This window comes from Paracidovorax valerianellae, from assembly GCF_900102625.1.
Lineage (GTDB): Bacteria > Pseudomonadota > Gammaproteobacteria > Burkholderiales > Burkholderiaceae_C > Paracidovorax > Paracidovorax valerianellae.
On sequence record NZ_FMZC01000028.1, the window covers coordinates 1 to 26045 of the forward strand.

Here is a 26045-nt window from a genome sequence, read left to right on the forward strand (position 1 = left end):
CACGAGAAAGGGCGACAGCTTCCTGCACTACGGCGTGGATGGGCGCATCGCCAAGGCAGGGCCGAACGCCGACCCGGCCAGTGCCCTGGCCGTGAGCTACACCTACAACGCCCTGGGCCAGCGCGTGTTCAAGAGCGACGCAAGGCTGTCGGGGGCCAGCAACCCGGCCCTTACCACGCAGACCGTCTATGCCGAAGACGGCATCGGCAGCACCGTGCTGGGCCAGTACGGCAGCCGAAGGAGTGCGGACAGTGCAGCACCGGCGGGCGAGATGGACAACACCGAGATCATCTACCTGCCCACGGCAGCAGGACCGATGCCCGTTGCGGCGCAGATCAACGGACGGCTGTACGCCATCGATGCGGACCACCTGAACACGCCAAGACGCCTGACGAACACGCAGGGCCAAGTGGCATGGCAATGGCTGATCACGGGGTTCGGGGAGGCCAACCCGACGACCGGTGCGACCGGCTACGCGCAAAGCGGGCAGGGCAATGCGGCCTATGCAGAGGCCGTGAAGTTCGATCTGCGGTATCCGGGGCAAGTGTGGGATGACGAAACCCAACTGGCGTACAACCTGAACAGGTACTACGACCAGGTGTCGGGGCGGTACATCCAGGCCGACCCGATTGGGCTGGATGGGGGGTGGAATCGCTTTGGGTATGTGGGTGGCGACCCCCTCAATGCCGTAGACCCGCAGGGCTTGAACGCGGTGATGATCGCGAACAGAGCGGCGGCATGGGTACAAGGTGCCTACTACCGATACGGCCCAGCCATCACCGAATTCATTGCTGGGGCATCGGGCGTCAATGGCGCGGTGGTGTCTCCGATGAGCCCGCTGGTGGCGCAGATTCCGACTGCCGTCTCTCGGATGACTCCAGTGGTGCAAGGTATTGCTCACGGCATCGAATCAGGAGCCTACTGTGCCGCCAAAGAAACCACTGATTTGTATCGTGTGGTCTCCCGTGCTGAGTTAGAAAGCGTGGCTAAATTTGGGGGATTCAGTCCAGGCCCGGGTGCAATGGGGAACAAGTGGTTTGCTGAGTCTGCAACTGATGCTGCCGCTTGGGGTAAGAAATTCTATTCATTTGATAAAGAAGCAGTTTTCACATTGCGTGTGGAGATACCAAACGCTCTTGCGAGTCAAATGATGAGAGTGCCAAAACTCGATGGGATTGGACCTGCTCGATCAGCTGATGGACAGTTACTTCAGCAGATCAATTCTCGGATGAATATTAACGCTTTCACTGGAAATCTCTTGCCATGAAAAATCTTAAAGACATTCGTTCCGGTGTCGTCACGGAATTGCATTGGTTAATTGATGAGCCGACAAACAGTCCTACTGCTAAATTAACTTGCTACAGAGAAAAAAGAGGACTCGACGACTTATTTAGTGTTTTTGTTAAATTCGAGTCTCCTAAGGGGTTAAATGGAGTATGGCAAATAGCAAAAATATTTACGCCAGTAAAAGAGATGGAGCCAAGGCTTTTTTCTGGTGATGAACAACTCATTCTTACCGCTGGAATTATTCCAGTGGCAGTTGCCAAAGTACTGTCGGAATGCAGCGAGCCAATTTAATGCAGCAAATAGTTGTAGATGAGCAGGAAGGTGCGTACCGCTAAGAACTGGAGCGCAGCAACGCCGTTGACAACGCCAAACGGCTAAACAGTACGCATACTCCGCGCAGTGCGCGGCAGCGCGAGGACCAGCACGATGGCCTACAACTATGCGCCTCGGCTCAATCACCAATGGCAACAGCTACCTGCACGGCGTAGACGGGCGCGCCGCCAAGGCAGGGCTTAACGTCGACCGACCAGTGCCCTGGTGGTGAGCTACACGTATAACGCCCTGGGCCAGCGGGTGTTCAAGAGCGACGCAAGGCTGTCGGGTACGAATAACTCGGCGATCACGCAACAGACGTCTATGCGTAGGATGGAATCGGCAGCACGGTGCTGGGCCAGTACGGCAGCCGAAGGAGCAGCGACAGCGCGGCACCGGCCAGATGGACAGCACCGAGCCCACGGCAGCAGGGCCGACGCCTATTGCCGCGCAGATCAACGACGGCTGTAGCTTCCAATCAGCGCCGCTGCAACACAGACCCCTGACGAGCACGCAGTTAGCGACGGGGCAACGTTGATCCGAGACAACGGTTCATGCGCAGAGCTGCTGGAGAAGCCGGGTCAAACCAGCAAACCCCTGCTCTCCATCAGCACCCCCTCCAACCCCTGCTCCATCGCCTCCCTCGCCGATCGCACCAGCACTTCCACTTCCGCCTCATCCCCCGCCTTCGCCGCAACCTCCAGCGCCCGGGTCAATTCGCTCAATCGATCCAGCCCGAAGCTGCCCACGGTTCCGCCCAGTTCATGGGCTTCCTGCCGCAGCCGTTCCCATGCCTTGGCCTGGCGGGCGTCGGCGATGCGTTGCATGCGCTGCTGGCAGTCCTGGACGAAGCGGACCACCAGCGCGTCGAAGCGGGCGGCGCTGAACAGGGCGCGTAGTTCTTCCAAAGCCTCTGCATCGAAAACAGGGGCGGGGCCTGACGGCTCGGAGACGTCTTCAGCGAAGGGTTCCGGCATGGGCGCGGCCACGCGTACGGGGGCTGCTGCGGGATCAGCTGCGACCGTTGCCGGTTCCTGCGGCGCCAGCCAGCGCGACAGGATGGCCCACAGGCGCTCTTCCAGCACGGGCTTGGTCAGGTGGTCGTTCATGCCCGCCGCTCGCGTGCGTTCGATGTCCTGGCGCGCCGCATTGGCGGTCATGGCGATGATGGGCAGTTGGGCGAAGCGGGCGTCCTGGCGCAGCGCGCGGGTGGCGGAGAGGCCGTCCATCACCGGCATCTGCATGTCCATCAGTACGGCGTCGTAATACGTGCTGCTGGGCGCTTCGTCCAGGCGGCGCAGCGCTTCGGCGCCGTCGTTGGCGGTGTCCACGCGCAGGCCGCCGGATTCGAGCAGGCCCGCGGCCACGAGGCGGTTGAGTTCGTTGTCGTCCACCAGCAGCACGCGCAGGCCGGCCAGTGCGGCGGGGGCTCCGGAAGCGCGTGCGCCGACGGCGCCCAGGGCATGCCCTGCGGCGGGCGCTGCGCTGCGCCGTACCCGGGCGGTGAACCAGAAGGTGCTGCCTTGGCCGGGGGTGCTGTCCACACCGGCGTCTCCGCCCATCAACAGCGCCAATTGCCGCGAGATGGCCAAGCCCAGGCCAGTGCCGCCGAAGCGCCGCGTGATGGTCGCGTCGGCCTGGTGGAAGGCCTGGAACAGGTGGGCCTTCTGCTCTTCGGTCAGGCCGATGCCGGTGTCGCGCACGGCGCAGTGCAGCACCAGGTCGTCATCGCCGTCGCTCGGGCTGCCTGAAGGCAGGCCGTCTGCCTGGGCATCGTCCGTGGCCGTGCTTGCGTCGCCAGGCAGGGCGGCATGCGCGGTGAGGGAGACGGTGACCTCGCCCGCTTCGGTGAACTTGATCGCGTTGTTCACGAAGTTGACGAGCACCTGCCCGATGCGGTGCGGATCGCCCAGCAGGTAGGCGGGCACGTCGTCGGCCACCTCCACGCGGAACTGCAGGCCCTTGGCCGTGGCCTTGTGCTCGAAGAGGTCGGTCACGTCGGCCAGCAGCGTGGGCAGGTCGAATGCCACGGTTTCCAGCACGAGGTGCCCGCCGTCGATCTTGGAGAAGTCGAGCGTGTCGTTGACGATACCCAGCAGGCGGCGGCCGGCGCGGTACATCTGGTCCATGCGCTCGCGCTGCGGCGGTGTCAGTTCTTCGTCCTTGAGCGCGAGTTGCGCAAAGCCGAGGATGGCGTTCAGCGGGGTGCGGATTTCATGGCTCATCACGGCCAGGAAGGTGGCTTTTTCTTCGGCGGCCTGGGCCAGGGCGCGGGCCTGGGTCTTTTGCTCGGTGACGTCCAGCCACACGCCGTTGAACAGCACGGCCCCGTCGGGCAGGCGCCGCGCGGTGGCCAAAGTCTTGAGCCACAGCGCGCGGCCGCCGCGTTCGACCTCGACGTCGAAATCGAGCGGCTGCAGCGTGCGCAGGCTGTGTTCGATGCGGTCGTGCAGCGCGTCCTCTTCGGGCTGGGGCAGCCCGTAGGCCAGGCCCACGGGGCCTTCGAGTTGCAGCAGTTCCTGCGCGGGCCGGCCCTGCAGTTCGGCGGCCTTTTCGCTCACGAAAAGAAAGCGGTGCCAGCCGTCCGGGCGCACGTGCATCTGGAACACGGCCCCGGGAATGGCGCCGGTCAGGTCCACCAACTGTTCGGACAGGCGCCGCGCTTCTGCGCTGGCCGCCACTTCGATGGCCAGGCGGTCGGCGCGCTGCATGCTTTCCTTGAACACTTGCAGGGCCTTGGCCATGGTGCCCACCTCGTCGCGCCGTTCGGTGCCGGTGACGGTGTCGTCATACACCCGGTCGGTCAGCCGCTCCATGTGCTGCGTGAGCCGCAGGATGGGCCGCGAGATCTGGAACACGGCCACCCACGATGACAGCGCGATCACCAGCGCCAGGCCGATGCCGATCGCCAGCGCCGTGGTCAGGATGGTGTCGCGGGTGGCCTGGCCGAGCCGCACCGACGACTCCTGGAACTGCGCGATGGAGTCGTTGCGCTGGCGGTTCATCTCGCCCTGCAGCGCACGCAGCGCGGGTTCGAACTCGCCGTGGATGATCTGCAGCGCCCGGTCGCCGCGCCAGCGCGATGCCGCATCGACGATGCGCGCGGCGAGCGCGAACGCGCCCGTGGCCCCTTGGCGAATGGACTGCAGTTGCCTGGCATTGGCGGGCACCAGGGCTTCGGTGGTGTCGATCTGTTGGTTGAACTGCGCCTGCAGCTGCTCCAGGCTGGTCAGCGCGCTGCGCATGGCGGTCTCATCCTGCTCGGTCAGCACGGCATAGACCAGGCGGCTCGATTCGCTCAGCACCAGCGCGGCGTCGCTGATGTGCAGCGCGCTTTGCGCCTCCCGCTCGATCAGCGCGTTGTACTGCTGGTCGATGCCGCGCATCTCGCTGGTGGCGTAGAACATCGACGCGCTGGAGATGAGCCCCATCAGCCCGACGAGAAAGACGATCTTCGCGGTGAGCGGCAGGTGGGAGAAGTACCGGGACAAGGGCATGGTCGGTCCTTGAGAAAGGGGCGGAAGACGCGGTGGGTGATAGGTCGCCAGGGGATCAGGGCCGCTTGGCGATGACGGCGCGCAGCGCCGCCACGGCGCCAGGCGTGTCCAGCCGGCCTTGAAGGTGGCGTGTGACGACGTCGTACACCGCAGCCTTCACCGGCGAGGCGTGGGCATTGCCCATGGCAATGGAGCCCATGAGCGTGCGCCGCATGTTGGAGCCGCGCAAATCATCGATGCCGCGCTGGCCGCAGGCGTTGAACGGCGCCTTCTGCACGTCCACGCGGGCCGGCGCCGCGCCGGTGCGCACGTTCACGGCCACTTGAAGCGCGGGGTCCATGAGGATGGAGGCGAAGCGTTCCTGGGCCGCGCGCTTGCGCTGGGGCTGCTTGAAGAAGACGAACTGGTCGCTGTTGAACAGGTACATGCCCTGCGTGTCGGGGAAGCGCCAGCACTGGTAGTCGCGTCCGGGCAGCAGGCCGCGCACCTTGAATTCGCCATCCACCCAGCCGCCTTGCACCTGCAGCAGCGCCTGGCCGCCCGCGACCATGTCGGTCGCCTGGTCCCAGCGGCGGTGCATGAAGCCCGGGTCCAGGTAGCCCGCCAACTGGCGCATGCGGTCGAAGATCACGGCGGTGACCGGCGTGTCGAGCGCGGTGGGATCGAGGTCGAGAAAGGCGCGCCGGTAGAACGCAGCGCCCCCGGTACCTGCCGCGACCGATTCGAACAGCAGCGTGTGCTCCCACGCTTCCTTGCCGATGGCCAGGGGGCGGATGCCGGCCGCTCGGGCCTTGTCGAGCAGCGCGATCAGGTCGTCCCAGGTGTCGGGCGGTGCCGTGGCGCCCAGCCGGTCGGCCAACCCCTTGTGAACCCAGAGCCAATTGGTGGAATGCGCATTGAACGGTGCCGCGACCCACTGGCCCTTCCATTTGGAGAGCTGCTGGATTTCGGTAGGCACCACCTCGTCCCATTCCTCCCGGGCGGCGACGTCGTTGAGGTTTTCGAGCAGCCCGCGCTTGGCCCATTCATGGATCTCGTAGCCGATCATCTGCGCCGCGGTCGGCACCCGGCCGGCGCGCACGCGGGCGGCCAGCACGTCGGTGTAGCGCGCGGTGCCGCTGCCCGGGGAAAAGTCTTCCTTCCATTCCAGCCCACGCTCGCGCGTGAAGTCGCGGATGGCGTCCATGCTGGCGCGCTCGCCGCCGGTCACCCACCAATGAAACACCTCCACCCCGGCCGGCTCGGCGCGGGCGGGCTGGGCAATCACGGCGAGGAGGGCGAGAAACACCGTCGTCAGCGCAAGCCGCAACTGCCACCAGCGCCTCCATGAAACGCCGCGCACAGCGTTTTTCCGCCCTTCAGAAAGCAAAGGAAGCCGAAAGGAAGGTGCAGGGGCTGACGGCGTGGAAACAGGAATAAGTGCGAACGGCATACGGGACGGAGATTCGGCGATAGAGGCTAAGGCTATCGCACGTGAGGTATCGATTGAGCCTGTGGCGTGGAACTCACAAGCGCAAAACCGAATGTCAACAATTGTTGCATTCTGAAAATGGAACGCCTGCCGCCCTAAATTCGCCTCCACCTCCCGGCCACGTCGGCAAGGGCCGCGCGTTCGGCTTCCTTGCTCCAGACCCCACCTTTCGGCGCCTTCACAGGCCCCAGTGGCGTCGCGGCGTGCCCGGCCCGGATTAACAACAATCTCTGGAGATCGGCATGGTACTTTCCTTTGCACGGCGGGCGGCAAGCCTGTTGTGGTCTGCTGCATCCGCGCGCCGCACTGCGGCGCCCCAAGGGCAGGGCCTTCCGGGCCGCCGACATGGCCTGCTGCTGGCCGGCTGCCTGCTCGCGCCAGGCGCGGTCTGGGCTCAGGCCACGGACATTCTGGTCAACCAGGACGCGGTGCCCGCGTCCGCCTCCGGACCTGCAGGTGGCACGTTCCACTACGTGGTGACCGTGCGGCACAACACGGGTAGCGCCGCCACGGGCGTGGTCTTGACCGACAAGCTGCCGGTGGGCTCGGTGTTCCAGTCGGTCACGACGACGCCTGCCGGCATGGCCTGCACCCCCAACCTGGCACCCGGCACCGCCATCACGGCGGGCAACCAGACGGTGCAGTGCAACCTGGGCACCATGGCGGTCAACACCACCAAGGTGGTCGATTTCGAGGTGGTGCTTCCCTCGGTGTCCACCAACTGGATCAACAACGCCAGCGTGACCCGCAACGAAACCGATTCGGACCCCAGCAACGACGCGCTGGACCGCCGCATCACCACGACCGAAGCGGCCGATCTGGCGCTCTCCGTCGCCACCAACCCCACTGCGCCGGCCGGCAATCCGCTCACGCCCGGCCAGCCGTACCGCTACGTGGTGGACGTGAACAACCAAGGCCCCATCGGCATTCCCGCCGGTGGCCGCGTGGAGGTCACGTTCAGCGTGCCCACGGGCGCCGCGTTCACCCGCGTGGGTGGCACCAATGGCTGGACCTGCAGCCCGACCGCCTCGAACGCTTCGCCGCTCACCTCGCCCGGCGCTCCGACGCCGGCCACGGTGGTCACCTGCTCGCGCTCCGGTGCAGTGGCCAATGGCGCCGCAGTGCCTTCGCTGGAAGTGGAGGCCGCACCGAACGTGACCGGCTCCATCACGACGTCGTTCTCGGTCAAGGGCTACAAGGACACGTCCACGGAAATGCCCGATGGCCAGCCTGCCAACAACACCGGCTCGGCCGAGGTGAACGTGGCCGGCGATGCGTCGGACGTCTCCATCACCAAGACCGTGAACGGCGGCACGACCTACGCCATCGGCGACCAGATCACCTATACGGTGCGTCCGCGCCTGAACGGCGGCACCTCGCTGGTGGGCGTGCCCGTGCAAGTGGTCGATACCTTGGGCGCTGGCCTGTCGTTCGCATCTGCCAGCGGCACGGGCTGGATCTGCAACAACGCCGGCCAGGTCATCACCTGCGATCTGCCGGAATACACGGGCGGCAACTTCACGAACCTGCCCACCATTTCGGTGGTGGCCAATGTGCTGCAAACCGGCACGTTGCCCAACACGGTCACCGTGGCCACGCCGAGCCGTACCGACTCCGACACGACCAACAATGCGCCGGGCAACGTGTTCATCACGGCGACCAACGTGGCCGACCTGCAGATCACGAAGAGTGCTTCCAACTACGTGAACGGCCAGGGCATTGCGGTGCCCATCGGCCAGACCTACCAGTACCGCCTGACCGCACGCAACCGGGGGCCGCTGGCCATCGCGCCCGCTGCCGCCACGGTGCCGGCTGCTCCGAGCATCGTCATTACCGACACGGTGCCCAACGGCGTGACCCTCACCGGCCTGAACGCCGCTTCCGGCGCCGGCTGGACCTGCTCGGCTCTGCCGCTGGTGGGACCTGGCACGTTCACCTGCGAACGCACGGCTGGCCTGGGTGTGAACGCGAATGCCCCCGACATCGTGGTCGATGCCGTGCGCACCACCGCTGGCTCCGCCACCAACAACGCCTGCGTGAAGTTCAGCCCCGAAACGGGCGGCACCCGCGAAGACCCCTGGTACACCGATCCCAGCCACGGCATCAACTGCCAGGGCATCGGCGTCGGCGCGTCCGACCAGAGCCCCGGTAACGAAGTTCAGTCCGACCTCAGCATTCTGAAGACGTTCGACAAGCCAACGGTGCCCGCCGGCGAAGTGCTGACGTACACGCTGGTGGTGACCAACAGCGGCCCGAACCCCGCCACCAACGTGAGCCTGCGCGATGTGCTGCCCAGCCTGGTGACGAGCGCTGCGGCGCCCGGCATCGTCTCCGTGGCCACCACCGCGGGCACCTGCACGCCCTCCGGCCCGTCCAACGTGAACACGGCGACGCTGCTGTGCTCGCTCGGCACGCTCAACAGCGGCGCCAGCGCCACGGTGACCGTGGCCATCCGCCCGACGGTGGCACGGACTGCACAGCGCCCCAACACCGCCACGGCGTATTCGCCCGAAGTGGTGGACCCGGCGCTGGGCAACAACACGACCACGGTGCAGAGCGAAGTCACGGCCCGCGTGGACCTGGTGGCCTCCAAGACCGTGTCGCCCACGCCCACGGCCATCTCGGGCGAGCCCGTCACGTACGTGGTGCGCGCCAAGAACAACGGCCCGTCTTCGGCCGAGAACGTGTGGCTCAAGGATGAGCTGCCTGCCAACGCGATCCTGATCGGCACGCCCGTGGCGTCCAACGGCGGCGTGTGCGATGCGATTCCCGCCGGCAACGGCGGCACGCTCAACTGCCGCTGGGGCGCAACGGGCAACAGCGTGTTCCTCGCCAATGGCGGCCAGTACGAAGTCACCTACCGCCTGCGCGCCGCAGGGGCCTGGGCGCCGGGCGTGAAGCTCTCCAACACGGTCGAGATCGGTACCGTGACGGATGAGCCCGTGCTGACCAACAACAAGGCCGTGGCCGAAATCGCTCTGAGCCAGCCCGAGCTGGACATCCTGGTGTCGATGGCGCACAGCGCCGACGCCATCGCCCTGGGCGCCGAGACGACCTACACCATCACCGTGAAGAACTCCGGCCCGTCGTTCGGCACGAATGTGGTGATGACCGACACCTTCCCGGTGACCCACCCCACGAACGGCGCCTCGTCGGCCACATTCAGCTTCACAGGCGGACTCACGGTGGACAAGGGCGGTTCCTGCACGGCGCCCGCCGTGGGTGCGACCTCGGGCGGCGTGACCTGCACGTTCCCGGGCCTGGCCAAGGACGAGGTGGCGACCATCACCTTCAAGATGAAGGCGACGAGCCTGCCTGCCGGAGCCGCCTCGGGCACGATCTTCCACAAGGCCGTGGTGTCCGTGAGCGAGACCGAGTTCCTGCAGGGCGGACAGAACACGTTGGTCAACAACACGACCTACGACCAGACCTCCACCAAGCGCGATCCGATCGCGACCGACCTGTCGGTCAACAAGGCCGGCCCGGATGGCCCGATCGCCGAAGGTGCCGATGTGGACTACGTGCTCACGGTGCGCAACAACGGCACGCTGACCAGCAACGGCGCCCAGGTGGTGGACCCGCTGCCTGCAGGGCTGACCTTCGTCTCCTCGCCCGACTGCGTGGCCGCCGGTACCACGGTGACCTGCTCGGTGGGCGAGTTGACGGCAGGGTCCAGCCGCCAGTTCCGCTTCAAGACGCGCCTGGCGCAGCCTTACAACGGCAACGGCCCTCTGGTGAACACGGCCACGCTGGACGCGCCGGGCGATACGGACCCGACCAACAACACGTCGACCAAGACCACCACCGTGCGGCCAAAGCCGGACGCGATCACCGCCGTGCCGACGCTGTCGCAGTGGGCGCTGATTCTGCTGTCGTGCCTGCTGGGCGGCCTGGCCCTGCGCGGAGCGCCCGGCGCACGCCGCCGCTGATCGCAGCGCCGGCAACGGTTCAAGGGCGGTCCCAGTGATGGGGCCGCCCTTTTTTTTGTTTCAGGGGATTGCGCGCATCAGGCAGATCACGCGGAGGGATCAGACCCGGCGGATCGGGAGGATCAGGTGGAACCAGCGGATGGCGGAGTGGCCGACACCACGTCCAGCCGGTAGCCCATGCCGTACACCGCACTGACGACGTAGCCGTTCTCCGGCGACAGCGCGAGCTTGCTGCGCAGCCGCGAGACATGCGTGTCCAGCGAGCGCGAAGGTACATCCTGCACATCACCCCAGACGCTCTCGCGCATGTGTTCGCGCGAGAGCAGCCGGCCCGCCTTCTGGAACATGAACAGCGCCAAGTCGTATTCCTTGTTCTTCAGGTCTATCGCCACGCCGTCCTTGTGCACGGTGCGCGTCTTGGGCTCGAAGCGGTAACGCCCGAAGTCGAGCGTGCGCGCTGCGGCCGACGGGTAGGCGCGGCGCAGCAGGGCACCGGTGCGCGCCATCAGCTCTGCCATGCGGATGGGCTTGGTCATGAAGTCGTCCGCCCCGCAACTGAGCGCCTCGACCACGTCCTGCTCGGCATTGCGGCGCGTCACGAACAGGATGGGCATTTGCGGCGCCAAGCCCGCACGCAGGGTGCGCACCACCTCCATGCCGCTCATGTCCGGCAAGTGCCAGTCCACGATCAGTAGATCGAAAGTCTCGGTGCGCAGAGTCTTCAGGAAGCCGGCGCCATCGTGAAACGGGTGGCACACGTGCCCGGCATGCTGGGCGGAAGCCTGGATCAGCTCCATCAGGATGGGATCGTCGTCAAGGGCAGCAATGCGCATGGAACACAGAAAACGGAAATGAATACGGGGGCCGCTTGGCCGGACAAAGCCGGACGGCGACGGGCCAGACACTACCGCCTGATTGCGCTATCGGTTGGAATATGACAATTGTTAACAGTTATCGAATGCTGATGAGACTGTTGTCGTGCGGGTGCATCAACTGCATCAGCCGGGTGGTCGGCTGGCATTCGTTTTCGGGGCTACGGGCTTCGCTTCATGACGCGCCACGCTCCGAGCAATTGGGGCAACGGCGGACCCCGTCATCCAGAAAAATGAGGCCGCTATCGATAAACGGCAGACCCTTCAAGGTCTGGCAGGCGACCATCCTTCCATGCGCTTTCCGAACCCGCAGGGGCGCTGAAGCAAATCTGCTCAGGCCGACAGCGGTGGCTCCTGCATCGCCTCCAGCTGCTCGCGCAGCATGTCCACCTGCCCGCGCCAGTAGTCGCTGCTGCCGAACCATGGGAAGTTGATCGGGAAGATCGGGTCGTTCCAGCGGCGCGCCAGCCAGGCGCTGTAATGGATGAGCCGCAGCGTGCGCAGCGGCTCGATCAGTGCCAACTCGCGCCGGTCGAACGGGCGGAACTGCTCGTAGCCGTCCAGCAGCGCCGACAACTGCACGGTGCGCTGGCGGCGGTCGCCGGACAGCAGCATCCATAGGTCCTGCACGGCCGGGCCGGTGCGCGCGTCGTCCAGGTCCACGAAGTGCGGGCCGCCGCCAGGGCGGTCGGTGGGCGTCCACAGCACGTTGCCGGGGTGGCAGTCGCCGTGCAGGCGCAGGGGCCGCGCATCGTTCAGACCAAAATGGCCATCCACCGCAGTATCCATGCCGTATTGCGCTATTAATTTAATAGCATCTTCGCAGGCGCTGCGCCAGGCCGATTGCTGGTCCAGCGGAATGATCTCTTCGGCCAGGAGCCAGTCGTGCGGCTCCTGGGCGAACGTGGCCGTGTCCAGTGCCGGGCGCAGCGCGAAGGGCCGGGCCTCGCCCACGGTGTGGATGCGGGCGAGGAAGCGGCCGATCCACTCCAGCACCTCGAAGTCGTCCAGTTCGGGCGTGCGCCCGCCGCGCCAGGGGCTGACCGAAAACGCGAAGCCTGCGTGGTGGTGCAGCGTGCGGCCCTGCAGCGCCAGCGGCGCCACCATGGGCACCTCGGCCTGGGCGAGTTCGGCCGCGAACGCGTGCTCTTCCAGGATCTGCGCATCGCTCCAGCGGCCCGGCCGGTAGAACTTGGCGACCACGCGGCTGCCGTCTTCCAGCGACACCTGGTACACGCGGTTTTCGTAGGAGCCCAGCGCCATGAGGCGGCCGTCGCCGTACAGGTCCACGCTGGCGAGCGCGTCCAGCACGAGGTCGGGGGTGAGGGGCGCGAAGGGGTGCGAGGAAGAGGAAAGGGAAGGGGTGGGCTCGGTGCCGGGCAGGTTATCCATGGGGGGCATTGTCGCCCCCGCCCAGTTCGGTGAAGGGCAGCTGCTGCTTGACCAGGATGACGGTACACGGCGCGTCGCGCGCCACGCGGATCGCAATGGTGTCGATGAAGCGCGCCAGCGGCACGCCGTGCGTGGCGGCGCCCAGGATCATCACGCCCACGCGGTTGCCCTGGGCGTAGCGCACCAGGGCCTGGGCCACGTCGCTCGCCTCGATCACCTGGTGGCTGGCGCTGTGCCCGGCCAGGTCGAGCCCGGCGGACCACTGGCGCAGCCGCACCAAGTGGCGGCGGTGCAGCGTGGTTTCGCTGCGCTCGCTGTCCGATGCGCTGCTGGCCGAGGGCGAGATCACGGTCACGCAGGCCAGCCGCGCCCCGGGGCGGATGCCCAGCGAGCGTGCCGCCGCCTGGCGCAGCGAGTACAGCGTGGCATCGCTCGCATCCTCGCCGGGCACGGCCACCATGAGGATGGGCGCCGCCTCGATCTGGCGCGCCGGCAGCGGGCTGGGCTGGTAATGCATGCCCGCCGCCTTGAGCCAGCGGCGCAGGTGCGCCCGCACGCCCGGCCCGCGCAGGCGCCGGCCGCGCTCGGTGACTGGCACCTGCTCGGGGTGCATCAGGTCGAAAGCGAGGTGCGCGGCCGAGGGGTAGCGCTGCGCGGCCTCGGGCTCCAGGCAGCGCAGGATGATTTCCTGCAGCCACTCGGGCACCTGCGGCCGATGGCGCCGCGGCGGCGCTGGCGTCATCCACAGCCGCTGGCGCAGGCCGCCGCGCGTGGTGGGGGCGCCGAAGGGCAGCTCGCCCGTGGCCAGTTCGTACAGCATCACGCCGATGGCGAAGAGGTCGCTGCGCAGGTCGCCGCGCACGCCCACCACCTGCTCGGGCGCGATCCAGGCGGGCGAGCCCACGGCCTCGCGCATCTCCTCGGCCAGCAGGTCGGGGTAGTGGGCGTGGCACGAGAGGCCGAAGTCCAGCAGCACCGCGCTGCCGTCCGCGCGCAGCAGCACGTTGGCGGGCTTGAGGTCCAGGTGGCACACGTTCTGCTGGTGCAGGCTGTGCGCGGCGTGCGCCATGGCCGCGCCCAGGCGGGCCACGGTGGCGGCGTCCGGCGCCTGTGGCAGGTCCAGCCAGTGCTGCAGCGTGTGGCCTTCGATGTATTCCATCACCAGGTAGGGCAGCCGCGCCAGGTCGCCCGCCGCGACGAAGCGCGGAACATGGCTGCCGCTCAGCGTGGGCAGGATCTGCAGCTCCACCTCGAAGCCGACGATGGTCTCGGCCCCGTCGCCCGCCGTCATGCGCGGGATCTTCATGGCCATGGGAAAGCCCGGATCGCGCGCGGGGCCCGCATAGGCCACACGGTAGACGTGCGCCATGCCGCCCGCATGCAGGCATTCGTGCACGACGAAGCCGTCCACCTCGGTGCCGGGCGCGAGCAGTTTCATGCGGCGCCCCGCTCCGCACGCGCCATGGCCGCCATGCTCACCGCCCCAGTTCCAGCCGGTCGGCGAAGAACGCCGGCAGGCCGGCGGCGCGCACGGCGGCTGCGGCGGCCGCATGGTCGTAGGGCACGCGGTGGAAGGTGACCGTGGCGGCATGGTCGTCGAACAGCGCGTACATGGCGCGCACATCGCGGTCGCGCGGCTGGCCCACCGAACCGGCAATCGCCAGCCACTGGCGGTGCGGCGGTACCGGCACCGGCACGCCGGGCTGCGGCGCGAAGCGCATGAGCTTGGCGGTGGGCGTGAGGAAATACAGCGCCTGCTCGTGCACGTGGCCGCAGAACACGTAGCGGATGGCGGGGTCGAGCTGGCTGGCCGCGGCCATGCTGCGCTCGGCGGCACCTGCGTCCTGCACGTAATGCCAGTGGCTGGGCTGGTCGGCGCTGGCGTGCACCAGCAGCGTGTTCGCGCCCAGGCGGCGCGTGAGCGGCAAGGTGGCCAGGAAGGCGCGGTGGTGCGGCGACAGCTGCGCGTGCGTCCACTGCGCGCTCTGGTCGCCCATCTGGGTGGGCGTTGCGGGCGGGTCCAGCGCCGCGACATCGTGGTTGCCCAGCACGCAGGGCGCGCCCTGGGCGGCCAGTGCCATCGCCTGCTCGACCACGGCCACGGGGTCGCCACCGTAGCCCACCAGGTCGCCCAGCAACGCGAACTGCTCGGCGCCCTGGGCGCGGGCATGCGCCAGGCAGGCATCGAGGGCATGGCGGTTGGCGTGGATGTCGGCGAGCAGGGCGATCTTCATGGCGGGCGCGGCGGGGGGCACGAGGCGGGGTCAATGGGCCGGGAAGGCATCGGCCGGCGAGGGCGGGCCGCCTACGATGATGGCCCCGAATGGGTGCCATTGGCGGGGGTGAGTGCGCGGGAAGCGCAAAAAAGATGCAATCGCGCGGGTATCGCCGTGCATCGCCGCCGGGTGTCGCTGCGGTGCCCCGCTGGCGCCCGCTTCGACGGAGTGATTTGCTATATTTTTGGTAGCAATCGAGGCAGATAAAACCTCGGCATCACTGCCAATCAGGCCATGGAGGCGTGCCGGGCACCACGCAAAAAGCCCCCCGGCCGCGTCGGATCGCGGCCGGGGGGCTTTTTTTCAGGCCGATGCCGATCAGGCCAGCGTGATCGTCACGTCGATGTTGCCGCGCGTGGCGTTGGAGTAGGGGCACACCTGGTGGGCGGCGTCCACCAGTTGCTGCGCCTGGGCACGGTCCAGGCCGGGCAGGCTCACCGTCAGGCGGGCGGCGATGCCGTAGGCGTTGGGGATCTTGCCCAGGTCGACTTCGGCGTCCACGGCCACGTCTTGCGGCACGGCGATCTTCAGCTGGCCACCGACGGCCTTCAGCGCGCCGATGAAGCAGGCCGAATAGCCGGCGGCGAAGAGCTGCTCGGGGTTGGTGCCCGTGCCGCTGGTGCCGGGGGAGGACAGCTTCACGTCCAGGCGTCCGTCATCGGTGCGCGAGGCGCCGTCGCGGCCGCCGGTGGTGTGGGCGCGGGCGGTGTAGAGGACTTGGTCGAGCGATGGCATGGTGATTCCTTTGCAGTGAATGCCCGCGGCGCGGGCGGTTGGGGACAACGAAACGAAAACGAGAACAGAAACGACAACAGAAAACGGCAGGCGTGAGATGGCTTTCCTAGCCCGGCCCGATCCGGTCGCGCAGCTGCTGCAGCTGCCGGGTCAGCGCGGTGAGTTCGGGCAGCGTGCACTGGCTGCTTTGCAGCACGCAGGCGGGAATGGCTTCGGCCCGGTCGCGCAGGGCGCGGCCGGCGGGGGTAACGGTTGTGCGAACACGGCGCTCGTCCTGCGCATCGCGCAGCCGGGCCACGAGGCCTGACGCTTCCAGGCGCTTGAGCAGCGGAGTGAGCGTGCCGGAATCGAGGAACAGGCGTTCGCCCAGTTCGGAGACGGTGACGCCGTCGCGCTCCCAGAGCGCCAGCATCACCACGTATTGCGGATAGGTCAGACCGATGGCGTCCAGCAGCGGCTTGTAGAGCTTGGTCATCGCCAGCGACGCGGAATAGAGCGCGAAGCAGACCTGGTTGTCCAGCTGCAGCACGGCAGGGCTGGGCGTGGAGTCCGGGGTGGCGAGGGCGGTGCGGCGTGGCATGGGCTGGATTGTGGCGGTCAATTAAATTGTGTGCAATTTAATTGTGTATGTCCATGTGCATGGGTGGGGCACCGCCGGGGGAGCCGGCGCGATTGCACGGATGGGTGTAACCGCGCGATCCCCGAACAGCCTGCGCGCCCCTGCTGGATGGTTTGGAGGGATGAGGCAAAAATATGCCTCCAGCGCAATAAATACGGCGGTGTATTGCTATTGAATTAATAGCATTTCGGCTGCTGGCACGGGCTGCCGTCCGCAGCCGTGTACCACGGGCTATTGCGGGCTGCCGCGTCAGTACGTGTAGACGCCCTGGCCGGTCTTGCGGCCGAGGCGGCCGGCGGCCACCATTTCCTTGAGCAGCGGGCATGGGCGGTACTTGCTGTCGCCGAACTCGGTCAGGTACACATTCATCACCGCCAGGCACACGTCCAGGCCGATCATGTCGGCCAGGGCCAGCGGGCCGATGGGCTGGTTGCAGCCGAGCTTCATGCCGGCGTCGATGTCCTCGGGCGTGGCCAGGCCCTCGGCCAGCACGAAGAAGGCTTCGTTGATCATCGGCACCAGAATGCGGTTGACCACGAAGCCGGGCGCGTTCTTCACGGTGATGGGGCTCTTGCCCAGCGTTTCCGACAGCGCCTTCACCGCATCGTGCGTGGCGTCGCTGGTCTGCAGGGCCCGGATGATTTCCACCAGCGCCATCATCGGCACCGGGTTGAAGAAGTGCATGCCGATGAAGCGGTCGGGCCGCGATGTGGCGGCCGCCAGTTGCGTGATCGAGATCGACGAGGTGTTGGAGGCGATGATGACCTCCGGCGCCACCATCGCATCGACCTGCTTGAGGATCTTCACCTTGAGTTCGTGGTTCTCGGTGGCGGCCTCGATCACGATCTGCGCGGCCTTCAGGTCCTCGTAGTTCGTCGATGTCTTGATGCGTGCCAGCGCGGCGTCCTTGTCGGCGGCGGTGATCTTTTCTTTCTTGATGAGCCGGTCCAGGCTGCCGGCCACGGTGGCAACGCCTTTTTGCACGGCCGCGTCGGAAATATCCACCATCACCACGTCGATGCCCGACACCGCGCAAGCCTGCGCGATGCCGTTGCCCATGGTGCCCGCGCCGATGATGCCGACAGTCTTGATCGTCATAAGAAGAGCCTTTTTTGCGAGTGAAGAAAATGAAAGGAATCTGAGAAGAGGCGATGCGCGTGGCGTTCCGCCGTGAGCCGCTCTAACAGCCCGGATGCACTGCCAGGCCACAGCCAGGGCCATTCAGCCCATCGGGCCCTTCAGGCCCGGAACCGACGGCGCGTGAGGGCCAGCGCCGTCCAGAACGCCAGCACGGTGGTCACCACCAGCACCAGCCCGTGGCGCAGCGGGTGCGCGGGCCATTGGTCCATGAACAGCGGGCGCACCAGTTCCACCGCGTTGGCGAGCGGCAGCCAGTCGGAGATGTGGCGCACCACGGTGGGCAACTGCTCGCGCGGAAAGAACACGCCCGACAGGAACATCATCGGCGTGAGCACCAGCGTGAAGTAGTAGGTGAAGAAGTCGTAGCCCTTGGCCAGGGCGTTGAAGATCAGCGCGATGCTGGAGAACATCACCCCCACGAAGAGCAGCACGGGCCAGGCCACGAGCAGCTTGGGCGAGTGGCTGATGCCCAGCGCCAGCATCACGCCCAGGATGGCGGTGACGGTGAACACGGCCTTGAACGCGGCCCACAGCATTTCGGCCAGCACGACGTTGTCCAGACTGACGGGCGCATTCATGATGCCGTCCCACGTTTTTTGCACGTGCATGCGCGAGAAGGCCGAATACAGCGCCTCGAAGCTCGCCGCGTTCATGGCGCTCATGCAGATCGAGCCGCTGGCCAGAAAGAGGATGTAGGGCACCTGCGTGGTGCCTCCGCCTGCCGAGCCCACGTTCACCTGGCCCACCAGCGCGCCCATGCCGTAACCGAAGGCGACCAGCCACATCAGCGGCTCGGCGATGTTGCCCACCAGGCTGGGAATGGCCAGCTTGCGCCAGATCAGCAGGTTGCGAAGGAACACGGGCCACCAGCGGGCGGACAGCTGCGGCGCGCGCCAGATGGATGGGCTGGCCGTGGCGGGCGATGGATCGGGCTTGGAGGTCGGGGCGGCTTGCATGCCCCTATTGTGCTGCGCCAGGTTGCGTCACAGCACCTTGACCGCCCGGCCGATGTACTGGATCGGCCCGGTCGGCTTGCCGACGGGCGAGCCGCTCGGTGGCTCCAGCGTGAGCTCGAACAACTGGTTGGGTTGCAGCGGCGGCAGCCTTTCCAGCGCGAGCCGCAACGGCTGGCCGGGTTTGACCAGCCCGAGCGAGACCGGGCCGCTCCAGCTGTCCGCCTTGGTCCAGAACTCCAGCGCCCGGTCGGCGGGCACTTCGGCCACGCCCAGCGGAATGAGCTGGATCGACTGGGGCGAGCTGGCCTGCACGACCCAGCCCGGCGCCTTGTCCTGCGGCGCCACCAGCACCACCATGAACTGGGGCGCTGCAGCCTGCGGCGCCACGCGCGTGACCAGCACCGCTGCCAGCACCGCCGCCATGGCGAAGCCCGAGCCCGCGAGCCCGCGCCACAGGCCCAGGTGGTTCCACCAGTTGCGCAGCGGGGCGGCCATCGCGGGCCGTGGCGTGGCGGGTGCCGTGCGCTGGGCCCAGTCCTGTGCACGGTGTCCGTCGGCCGCCTGCAGCGACGCATCGATGCGTGCCCAGAGTTGTTCCGGCGGCGCGATCGGCTCGGCCAGCCCGGTCAGCGGCAGCAGGCGCGCTTCCCATTCGGCCACGGCACGCTGCAGTGCGGGTTCGGCGGCAAGGCGCTGCTCCACCTGCCGGCGGGCGGCGGCGGGCAGCGTGCCCAGCACGTACTCACCCGCGAGCCAATGCAGGTCTTCGGGATTGCCGGGCAGGCCGGTGCCGGGTGTGGGTGCGGCGGTCATGCCATGCACTCCCGCAGCGAGGTCAGGCTTCGCCTAATCCACGCCTTCACGGTGCCCAGCGGCGCGCCCAGGCGCTCGGCGATTTCACCGTGCGAGCAGCCATCCACATAGGCGTGTAGCACGCAGTTGCGCCGGGCAGGGTCCAGGCCTTCCAGGCAGTGCTGAAGGCGGCCCAGGCTGGCGTTGAGTTCGAAGGCTTCGGCCACTTCGCGGTGGGCCTGCAGCGACAGATCGGCTTCCAGAGCCTGCACGGTGTCGTCGTCCACATCGACGTGGCGGCCCGCGTCGCGCACGGCGTTCAGGGACAGGTTGCGCACCACGCTGTAGATCCAGCCGCGGGCACTGCCCCGGCCGGCATCGAAACTGGCCGCGCGGGTCCAGATGTTCACGCAGGCGTCGTGCACGATGTCTTCGGCCAGCGCCCGTTGCCGGACGATGCGCCAGGCCACGCCCAGCAGGCGCGGCCCCTCGTGCTCATAAAGGCGGCGCATGGCCTGCCGGTCGCCCGCTGCGCAGCGGGCCAGCGTGGCTTCGTAATCGAAGTCGTCGTCAGGGGCAGGCGTGGATGGCAAGGGGCGGGGGCTCCAGCGGTCGAACGCCGGGCACTGGCGATGGACCGCCCGGAACGTGGGCCGCATGGTAGCCGACATGGCGGTGCTCCCGATGCATCGTTGCGCAGCGGCCCGCCCCGGGGCTTTACGCTGCCTTCCAGAAGATGTAGTCGGCCTGGTACTTCACGGTCTGGCGGTCGCCCTTGTTGGCGGTGGTGCAGGCCGCAGCAGGAGCGACGCCGCCCTTGAGCGCCACGCGCTGGATGAACGTCACGCCCGACATGGCGCCCATGCCCGTGGCGGGGTTGGCCTTCACCAACTGGTAGGGCAGGTTGCCCGTGCCGGCCGGAGCGACTGCCAGCTGCGTGGCGGTGATCTTGGAGCCGTCCTGCGATTCCCACGTGGCGGGCGGGCCGTAATACGTGCCCACTTGCTTGCCGCTGCGGTCGTTCAGCACGGCCTTCGGTCCCACGAACACCCATTCGGTCTGGCCGGGCATGTTGGCCTTGTCGCGACATTCGTACGTGATGTCGCCCATGCCCACGGTTTCCATGGCGACCTTGTTGCCGGCGGGCACCTTGACGGCCTCGGGCAGGCTGTCCTGCGAGAACTTCATGCCGGGCGACATCATGGAGCCGCAGGCCGTGAGCAGGGCCGCGGCGGCGATGGCACCGGTCAGGGGGATGAGGCGAGAGAGCGTTGGCTGGATGGTCATGGCGTTTCCCTTGTCGTCGATTGGGTTGAAAGAACAGCAGCAATGTCCGCTGCTGTAGGTACTACCCACGGGAACGCCGTTTGGATGCAGTCCGCGCGAAATATTTTTGAAATCGCGCGAAATTTCTTTCGCAAGGGTGCCGGCTGAGCCCTTCAGCCCTTCAGCCCTTCAGCCCTTCAGCCGCCTCAACCGTCTTCGCGGATCTGCCGGCCGGTGAGCTTCAGGAACAGGTCTTCCAGATTGGCGGGCCGGTGCAGCGTGCGCAGGTGCGGGTGCGCGCTCAGGGCGCTCAGCAGGGGCCGGGCGTCCTCCGTGTAGAAGAACACCGTCTCGCCGCTCACTTCGATCCGCGCGGCCAGCGGGCGCAGCGCGGCGTCCTCGGCCAGCGCCACGGCGCCCACGCCGAACAGTTCCACCACGTCGGGCTCCAGGTGCTCGGCGATCAGTTCGCGCGGACGGCCTTCGGCGATCTTGCGGCCGTGGTCCAGCACCAGCAGGCGCGAGCACAGGCGCTCGGCCTCGTCCATGAAGTGTGTGGTCAGCAGGATCGACTTGCCCTGCTGCACCAGCAGTTGCAGCCGTTCCCACATCAGATGGCGGGCCTGCGGGTCCAGGCCCGTGGTGGGTTCGTCCAGCAGCAGCAGGCGCGGGTCGTTCACCAGGGCGCGCGCCAGCGACAGGCGCCGCTTCATCCCGCCCGACAGCTCCCCGGGCTTGGCCCCGGCCTTGTGTGTGAGCGCGGCGAACTCCAGCAGGCGAGGCACGCGCTCCTGCATCACCGGGCCCTTCAGCCCGAAATAGCGGCCGAAGATGTGCAGGTTCTCCGCGCAGGTGAAGTCCGGGTCCAGCGTGTCGAACTGCGTCACCACGCCCAGCTGCGCCTTGATGGCCAGCGCGTCCTGCGGCATCGACAGCGGCGCGCCGCCCGTGGCCGGGTGGAACTGCACGCTGCCGCCGTCGGGCGCGGTCAGGCCCAGGCACATGCGGATGGTGGTGGTCTTGCCCGCGCCGTTCGGGCCGATGACGCCCAGGCATTCGCCCGGCGCGATGGAGAAAGAGACATCGTCGACCACCGTGGCATCGCCGTAGCGCTTGCGCAGGTGATCGATCTGGAAAAGAGGGGGGTGCGCCATGGGCGTCTATTATTGTTCGCGCTCGGCACAGCCCGGCGTGCTCGGCGAAAGGCGCCCAGCGCGTTGCCCGCCCTCCCGTTTCTCTTTCATCTTTCTCTCACTGCTATGACCACTCTCGGCACCCCTCTCTCGCCCTCGGCCACCAAAGTCATGCTGCTCGGCTCGGGCGAGCTGGGCAAGGAAGTCCTCATCGCCCTGCAGCGGCTGGGCGTGGAAACCATCGCGGTGGACCGCTACGAGAACGCCCCCGGCCAGCAGGTCGCTCACCATGCGCGCACCATCACCATGAGCGATCCGGCGCAGCTCAAGGCGCTGATCGAAGCGGAGCGGCCCCACCTGGTTGTGCCCGAGATCGAAGCCATCGCTACCCCCATGCTGGAAGAGCTGGAGGCGGCCGGCACCGTGCGCGTGATCCCCACTGCACGCGCCGCACGCCTCACCATGGACCGCGAAGGCATCCGCCGCCTGGCTGCCGAAACCCTCGGCCTGCCCACCAGCCCGTACCAATTCTGCGATTCGCTGGCCGAACTGCAGGCCGCGATCGACGGCGCTGGCGGCAAGAAAGGCGTGGGCTATCCCTGCATCGTCAAGCCCGTGATGAGCAGCTCCGGCAAAGGCCAAAGCAAGATCGACGGCCCGGCCGACGTGCAAAAGGCCTGGGACTACGCCATGGCCGGCGGCCGCGTGAGCCATGGCCGCGTCATCGTCGAAGGCTTCATCGATTTCGACTACGAAATCACCTTGCTGACCGTGCGCGCGCTCGGCGAAAACGGCCAGCCCGAGACGCACTTCTGCGAGCCCATCGGCCACATCCAGGTCAGCGGCGACTACGTGGAAAGCTGGCAGCCCCAGCCCATGCACCCCGCCGCGCTGGAACGCGCCCGCGCCATCGCCAAGGCCGTCACCGACGACCTCGGTGGCCAGGGCCTGTTCGGGGTGGAGCTGTTCGTGAAGGGCGACGCCGTGTGGTTCAGCGAGGTCAGCCCGCGCCCGCACGACACCGGCCTGGTCACGCTGACGACGCAGGTGCAGAGCGAATTCGAGCTGCACGCCCGCGCCATCCTGGGCCTGCCCGTCAACACCGCGCTGCGCAGCCCGGGCGCCAGCGCCGTCATCTACGGCGGCGTTGAGGCGCAAGGCATCGCCTTCGATGGTGTGGACGAGGCGCTGCGTGTGCCGAACACCGACCTGCGCCTGTTCGGCAAGCCCGAGAGCTTCGTGAAGCGGCGCATGGGCGTGGCCCTGGCCTTCGATGCGGATGTCGAGGTGGCGCGCGAGCGGGCGAAGCTGGCGGCAAGCAAGGTGAAGCCGCACAAGGGGTGTTAATGCTCGCATGCTCCTTTATCTGATAAAGGTAACTGATTTGATTTTCAAGTTGGAAATCATTTCTCTGCCTGAATGATTTTTATGAATCAATAATAAAAAGGGGAAATATTGACTTGGTATATTGTGCCGGGCCCGCTGGGTTCAGATAGTCATATAAAGAGCGAAACTTATAAGAATCGCGACATTTATAACAAGAGGGATTTTGTGGGTTCGGGGCTTCCGCCTGGGCCGGTAGAAGTGTTTACCAGGCATGATGAATCTGCGAACTTGTGGGACCACGGCTTTCAAAGTGAGCGGTCTGTGGAGGCAAAGGCACAAAGCTTTCTCACTCAAACTTTCGCACCGGGTGAAAAAGTGAGGGGCACTATATTCATGGGTGGCGCTGGGATGGATGGGGCGTACATCGACGACATGACGAGGGCTTTTGCCCGAAAAGGAATTGCTTTAATAAGGGCCAACCCACGGAAATGGTCTGGAGGCACTTTGATGGATGCCGCCGTTGGCGTTGAGGTTTTTCGGGCGGGCAAAGCCCCTATTCAAGTACTGCTGGATCGATTTCCCTCACGTGGCTCTCAATTCAATTTGATTGGCTATTCCTACGGATCATTAGTGGCAGCACAAGTGGCGATCAATTATGCGCATGGTGGCACGGTAATCGATCATTTGGTACTGATAGGGTCGCCCATCAGCGGAGGTTTTTTGCAGCAACTGCGAAGTGCGCCTGCGATCAGGAAATTGATCGTCATAGATTTGACCAAGCAGGGGGATCCGTTGAGTGCTGGAATGTCAAGAATGGATTTGCTGACTTCCACTCCCCAACTTGGAAAACAAATGGTGGAATCGTCAGGGCATTTTTATTATGCTCAGGTCTCCGAAGAAGGCAAAAAACGAAGGGATGATTTGGTTGATCATCTTTATCGCAATGGATTGAGATGATGTCGCGCTTTCGTTTTGGAGTGGGCTGTTATTTTTTGGCTTTTCTATTTTACTTTTGTGCGGTAGCGTGGGTCTTGAAAATCCATTGGAGTTTCTGGGTGGCCGGTAATTTTTTCTTTGGTGCGTTCACTCTGCCTTCTTTGGTATTTCCTCTGTTCGGCTGTCTGCTGTTTTGGGGGGCGGGTTGTTGGACTCATCAACGCCCTAAATTGGATTGGACGTTGGTGGTTTTATTGGCAGCTGGATGCGGAGTTTTTTGGCTTTTGCCTTCTCGTTTTTCTGCGGGTTAGCGCCGGCGCGATCCATTAATCATGTGGATGCCTGATTGAAATATCAAGTGAAACTAAGTGAATAACGCGAAATGCTGAACCGCTTCATTCTGGTTGCTTTGCTGGCACTGCCCCTTTGCGCCAACGCCAGCGATTCGTTGCTCAAAGCCCAGGTGGAGTCAATTCCTGTCTACGTGCAGAAGGTCGAAACCTGTGGCGCCTGGACCCGTGGTGAGCAGACGGGTTATTACCGCGTGGTCGTCGTCGATGTGAATGAGGGCGGGGGCAGCGAAATCTATGTGCAGTGGCTCACCTACCCCACGCAGGGCCGCAAGCCGGAAGTCGTCCGGACCCTGGCGTTTCCCGAGTTGAATGACGACCACAGCCAGTACACCATCCAGAGCATGCGTTGCAAGAAGGCCGGCAACGGAATCGAGATCGCGATCCAGGCGCAGTACGAGCACGACACGGTGGACAGGACCCATGCCATTCGTGTGCGGGTCAAAGCGGCGGGAACCTACGCGATATCGGGCATAGGGCGCGGCGGCAAGGGGCGCTGAGGCTGGATCTCGGGTGGCGCCGCAAAGCGCCTGCTTATCAGCATCGGCGGCGGGTGCAAACCGTTTGCGCCGCCCTGGTCACGCCCGCCGCGTCGATCCCCGCGCCACCAGCATTCCCTCCAGCACCACGCGCCGCACCGTCCGTTCGGGCTCTGCCAGGCGCTGCAGCAGCAGCTCGGCCGCGGTGCGGCCGATGTCGTACGTGGGCTGCGCGATCACCGTCACGTCCAGTGCGGGCAGGGCGGTCCAGTCGTTGTTGTCGAAACCTGCCAGGCCGATGTCATTGGGCATGGACAAACCTGCCGACTGGATCGCGTGCAGCGCGCCCAGCAGCAGCAGGCCGTTGGTGGCCAGCAGGGCGTCGGGTGGGGTCGCGCCCGCCAGCAGCGCGCTGGCGGCGGCCATTCCGGCCTCGCGGGTCGGGGCGACCCAGTGCGGTGCCGGGTCCAGCCCGCGCTCGCGCAGCGCATCGGCGTAGCCGGCCTGGCGTTCCTGGCCGGTGGTGCTGTGCGTACCGGCGAGCACGGCGATGCGGCGGTAGCCTGCGTCCAGCAGGTGTTCGGTGGCGCGGCGGGCGGCGGCGCGGTTGTCCAGCACCACGCAGTCGGCGCGGGTCGTATCGAGGGCCCGGTCCACGAGCACCGTGGGGAAGGGCCAGTCTGCGGGCCGCAGGCGCTTGAGGCCTTCCATGGTGGGCGAGAGGATCACGCCGCTGGCCTGTTCGTCGGCCATCAGTTCCAGGTACGACTGTTCCTTGGCCGGGTCTTCATCGGTGTTGCACAGGATGAGCCGCAGTCCGTGGCGATAGGCCACGTCTTCCACCGCGCGGCCCACGTCGGTGAAGAAGGGACTGCGGATGTCCGAGACGATCAGCCCGACCAGAGAGGCGCGCTGCTGACGCAGCCGGCGCGCGGCCAGGTTGGGCCGGTAGGCGAGCGCGGCAATGGCCTGCTCGACGCGCTCGCGCAAGGGCGCTCGCACGGCGCCGGGGTTCGACAGAACGCGCGAAACGGTGGTGGTGGAGACGCCCGCGTGCTTCGCGACGTCCTTGATGCTGGCCAAAGCGGCTTTCTCCTGCAAACGATGAACGAACGATGTGGTATCGATTCCTGAAACTCTTCCTTGACTGAAAGGTTCAAGACGTCAGAAATGATTCAGATGGCGATTTTGCGCTGGACTTCCTTGGTAGCGATCTGTGCGATATCTAGTCCGTCCTGAACAATTCCGTTCTCAGCAGCAGAGAGGTCGGCGGTCAG

General features: G+C 66.2%; 21 protein-coding genes. 6 read left to right on the forward strand and 15 right to left on the reverse strand.

The features are described from left to right. A partial coding sequence (locus tag BLT03_RS23130) for an RHS repeat-associated core domain-containing protein (protein ID WP_139160520.1) occupies positions 1–1267 on the forward strand: 1267 nt, incomplete at its 5' end. Further along, positions 1264–1578 carry a hypothetical protein gene (locus BLT03_RS24255; RefSeq protein WP_139160521.1) on the forward strand — a complete coding sequence of 105 codons (315 nt, stop codon included), beginning with the start codon at positions 1264–1266 and terminating at the stop codon, positions 1576–1578. The genes BLT03_RS23130 and BLT03_RS24255, both read left to right, overlap by 4 nt. 602 nt (positions 1579–2180) lie before the next feature. Here the strand turns inward: BLT03_RS24255 and BLT03_RS23135 are convergent. Continuing rightward, positions 2181–5096 carry a hybrid sensor histidine kinase/response regulator gene (locus BLT03_RS23135; RefSeq protein ID WP_092746132.1) on the reverse strand — a complete coding sequence of 972 codons (2916 nt, stop codon included), beginning with the start codon at positions 5094–5096 and terminating at the stop codon, positions 2181–2183. Between the two features lie 55 nt (positions 5097–5151). Further along, positions 5152–6363: an ABC transporter substrate-binding protein gene (locus tag BLT03_RS23140; protein WP_245711538.1), complete on the reverse strand. Its 1212-nt coding sequence runs from the start codon at positions 6361–6363 to the stop codon at positions 5152–5154. Between the two features lie 446 nt (positions 6364–6809). Here BLT03_RS23140 and BLT03_RS23145 point away from each other — a divergent pair, with 446 nt between their 5' ends. Further along, positions 6810–10496, forward strand: a complete 3687-nt coding sequence (locus BLT03_RS23145) for an IPTL-CTERM sorting domain-containing protein (protein ID WP_092746133.1) — start codon at positions 6810–6812, stop codon at positions 10494–10496. 122 nt (positions 10497–10618) lie between these two features. Here BLT03_RS23145 and BLT03_RS23150 read toward each other — a convergent pair whose 3' ends face one another. The 12 genes from BLT03_RS23150 to BLT03_RS23205 all read right to left on the reverse strand — a co-directional run bounded on the left by BLT03_RS23150 (position 10619) and on the right by BLT03_RS23205 (position 21698). Continuing rightward, complete coding sequence (locus BLT03_RS23150; protein ID WP_092746134.1) at positions 10619–11329, reverse strand: response regulator transcription factor; 711 nt, start codon at positions 11327–11329, stop codon at positions 10619–10621. Positions 11330–11701: 372 nt separating this feature from the next. Further along, positions 11702–12760 carry a serine/threonine protein kinase gene (locus BLT03_RS23155; RefSeq protein ID WP_092746135.1) on the reverse strand — a complete coding sequence of 353 codons (1059 nt, stop codon included), beginning with the start codon at positions 12758–12760 and terminating at the stop codon, positions 11702–11704. Next, entirely contained in the window at positions 12753–14198 is a 1446-nt protein-coding gene (locus BLT03_RS23160) for a serine/threonine protein kinase (protein WP_092746148.1), read from the reverse strand. Before BLT03_RS23160 ends, BLT03_RS23155 begins: the two co-directional genes overlap by 8 nt. A gap of 37 nt (positions 14199–14235) precedes the next feature. Next, positions 14236–14994 carry a metallophosphoesterase family protein gene (locus tag BLT03_RS23165; RefSeq protein WP_092746136.1) on the reverse strand — a complete coding sequence of 253 codons (759 nt, stop codon included), beginning with the start codon at positions 14992–14994 and terminating at the stop codon, positions 14236–14238. Between the two features lie 360 nt (positions 14995–15354). Beyond that, entirely contained in the window at positions 15355–15771 is a 417-nt protein-coding gene (locus BLT03_RS23170) for an organic hydroperoxide resistance protein (protein WP_092746137.1), read from the reverse strand. Positions 15772–15877: 106 nt separating this feature from the next. Further along, a complete protein-coding gene (locus BLT03_RS23175) occupies positions 15878–16351 on the reverse strand; it encodes a MarR family winged helix-turn-helix transcriptional regulator (RefSeq protein ID WP_092746138.1) in 474 nt (157 codons plus the stop codon). Positions 16352–16639: 288 nt separating this feature from the next. Continuing rightward, the gene (locus BLT03_RS23180; RefSeq protein WP_092746139.1) at positions 16640–17488 is read right to left on the reverse strand and encodes a 3-hydroxybutyryl-CoA dehydrogenase; all 849 of its coding nucleotides are present in this window, start codon (positions 17486–17488) and stop codon (positions 16640–16642) included. Positions 17489–17628: 140 nt separating this feature from the next. Next, positions 17629–18486, reverse strand: a complete 858-nt coding sequence (locus BLT03_RS23185; protein WP_092746140.1) for an ABC transporter permease — start codon at positions 18484–18486, stop codon at positions 17629–17631. Between the two features lie 27 nt (positions 18487–18513). Beyond that, positions 18514–19299 carry an anti-sigma factor gene (locus BLT03_RS23190; protein ID WP_092746141.1) on the reverse strand — a complete coding sequence of 262 codons (786 nt, stop codon included), beginning with the start codon at positions 19297–19299 and terminating at the stop codon, positions 18514–18516. After that, complete coding sequence (locus tag BLT03_RS23195; protein ID WP_245711539.1) at positions 19296–19949, reverse strand: sigma-70 family RNA polymerase sigma factor; 654 nt, start codon at positions 19947–19949, stop codon at positions 19296–19298. Before BLT03_RS23195 ends, BLT03_RS23190 begins: the two co-directional genes overlap by 4 nt. Before the next feature lie 46 nt (positions 19950–19995). After that, entirely contained in the window at positions 19996–20565 is a 570-nt protein-coding gene (locus BLT03_RS23200) for a DUF3455 domain-containing protein (RefSeq protein WP_092746143.1), read from the reverse strand. A gap of 185 nt (positions 20566–20750) precedes the next feature. Next, positions 20751–21698, reverse strand: a complete 948-nt coding sequence (locus BLT03_RS23205; RefSeq protein ID WP_092746144.1) for an ATP-binding cassette domain-containing protein — start codon at positions 21696–21698, stop codon at positions 20751–20753. Positions 21699–21803: 105 nt separating this feature from the next. Between BLT03_RS23205 and purT the strand changes: the two genes are divergently transcribed. From purT to BLT03_RS23215, 3 genes are all read left to right on the forward strand, one after another. After that, on the forward strand, positions 21804–23024 hold the full coding sequence (gene purT / locus BLT03_RS23210; RefSeq protein ID WP_092746145.1) for a formate-dependent phosphoribosylglycinamide formyltransferase: 1221 nt from the start codon (positions 21804–21806) through the stop codon (positions 23022–23024). Positions 23025–23132: 108 nt separating this feature from the next. Further along, positions 23133–23960, forward strand: coding sequence for a lipase family protein (locus tag BLT03_RS24260; protein WP_139160522.1), 828 nt, complete (start codon positions 23133–23135; stop codon positions 23958–23960). Positions 23961–24321: 361 nt separating this feature from the next. After that, positions 24322–24789 (forward strand): hypothetical protein, encoded by a 468-nt coding sequence (locus BLT03_RS23215; RefSeq protein ID WP_092746146.1) that lies wholly within the window; start codon positions 24322–24324, stop codon positions 24787–24789. 78 nt (positions 24790–24867) lie between these two features. Here BLT03_RS23215 and BLT03_RS23220 read toward each other — a convergent pair whose 3' ends face one another. Beyond that, on the reverse strand, positions 24868–25851 hold the full coding sequence (locus tag BLT03_RS23220; protein ID WP_092746149.1) for a LacI family DNA-binding transcriptional regulator: 984 nt from the start codon (positions 25849–25851) through the stop codon (positions 24868–24870). Between the last annotated feature and the right edge of the window lie 194 nt (positions 25852–26045).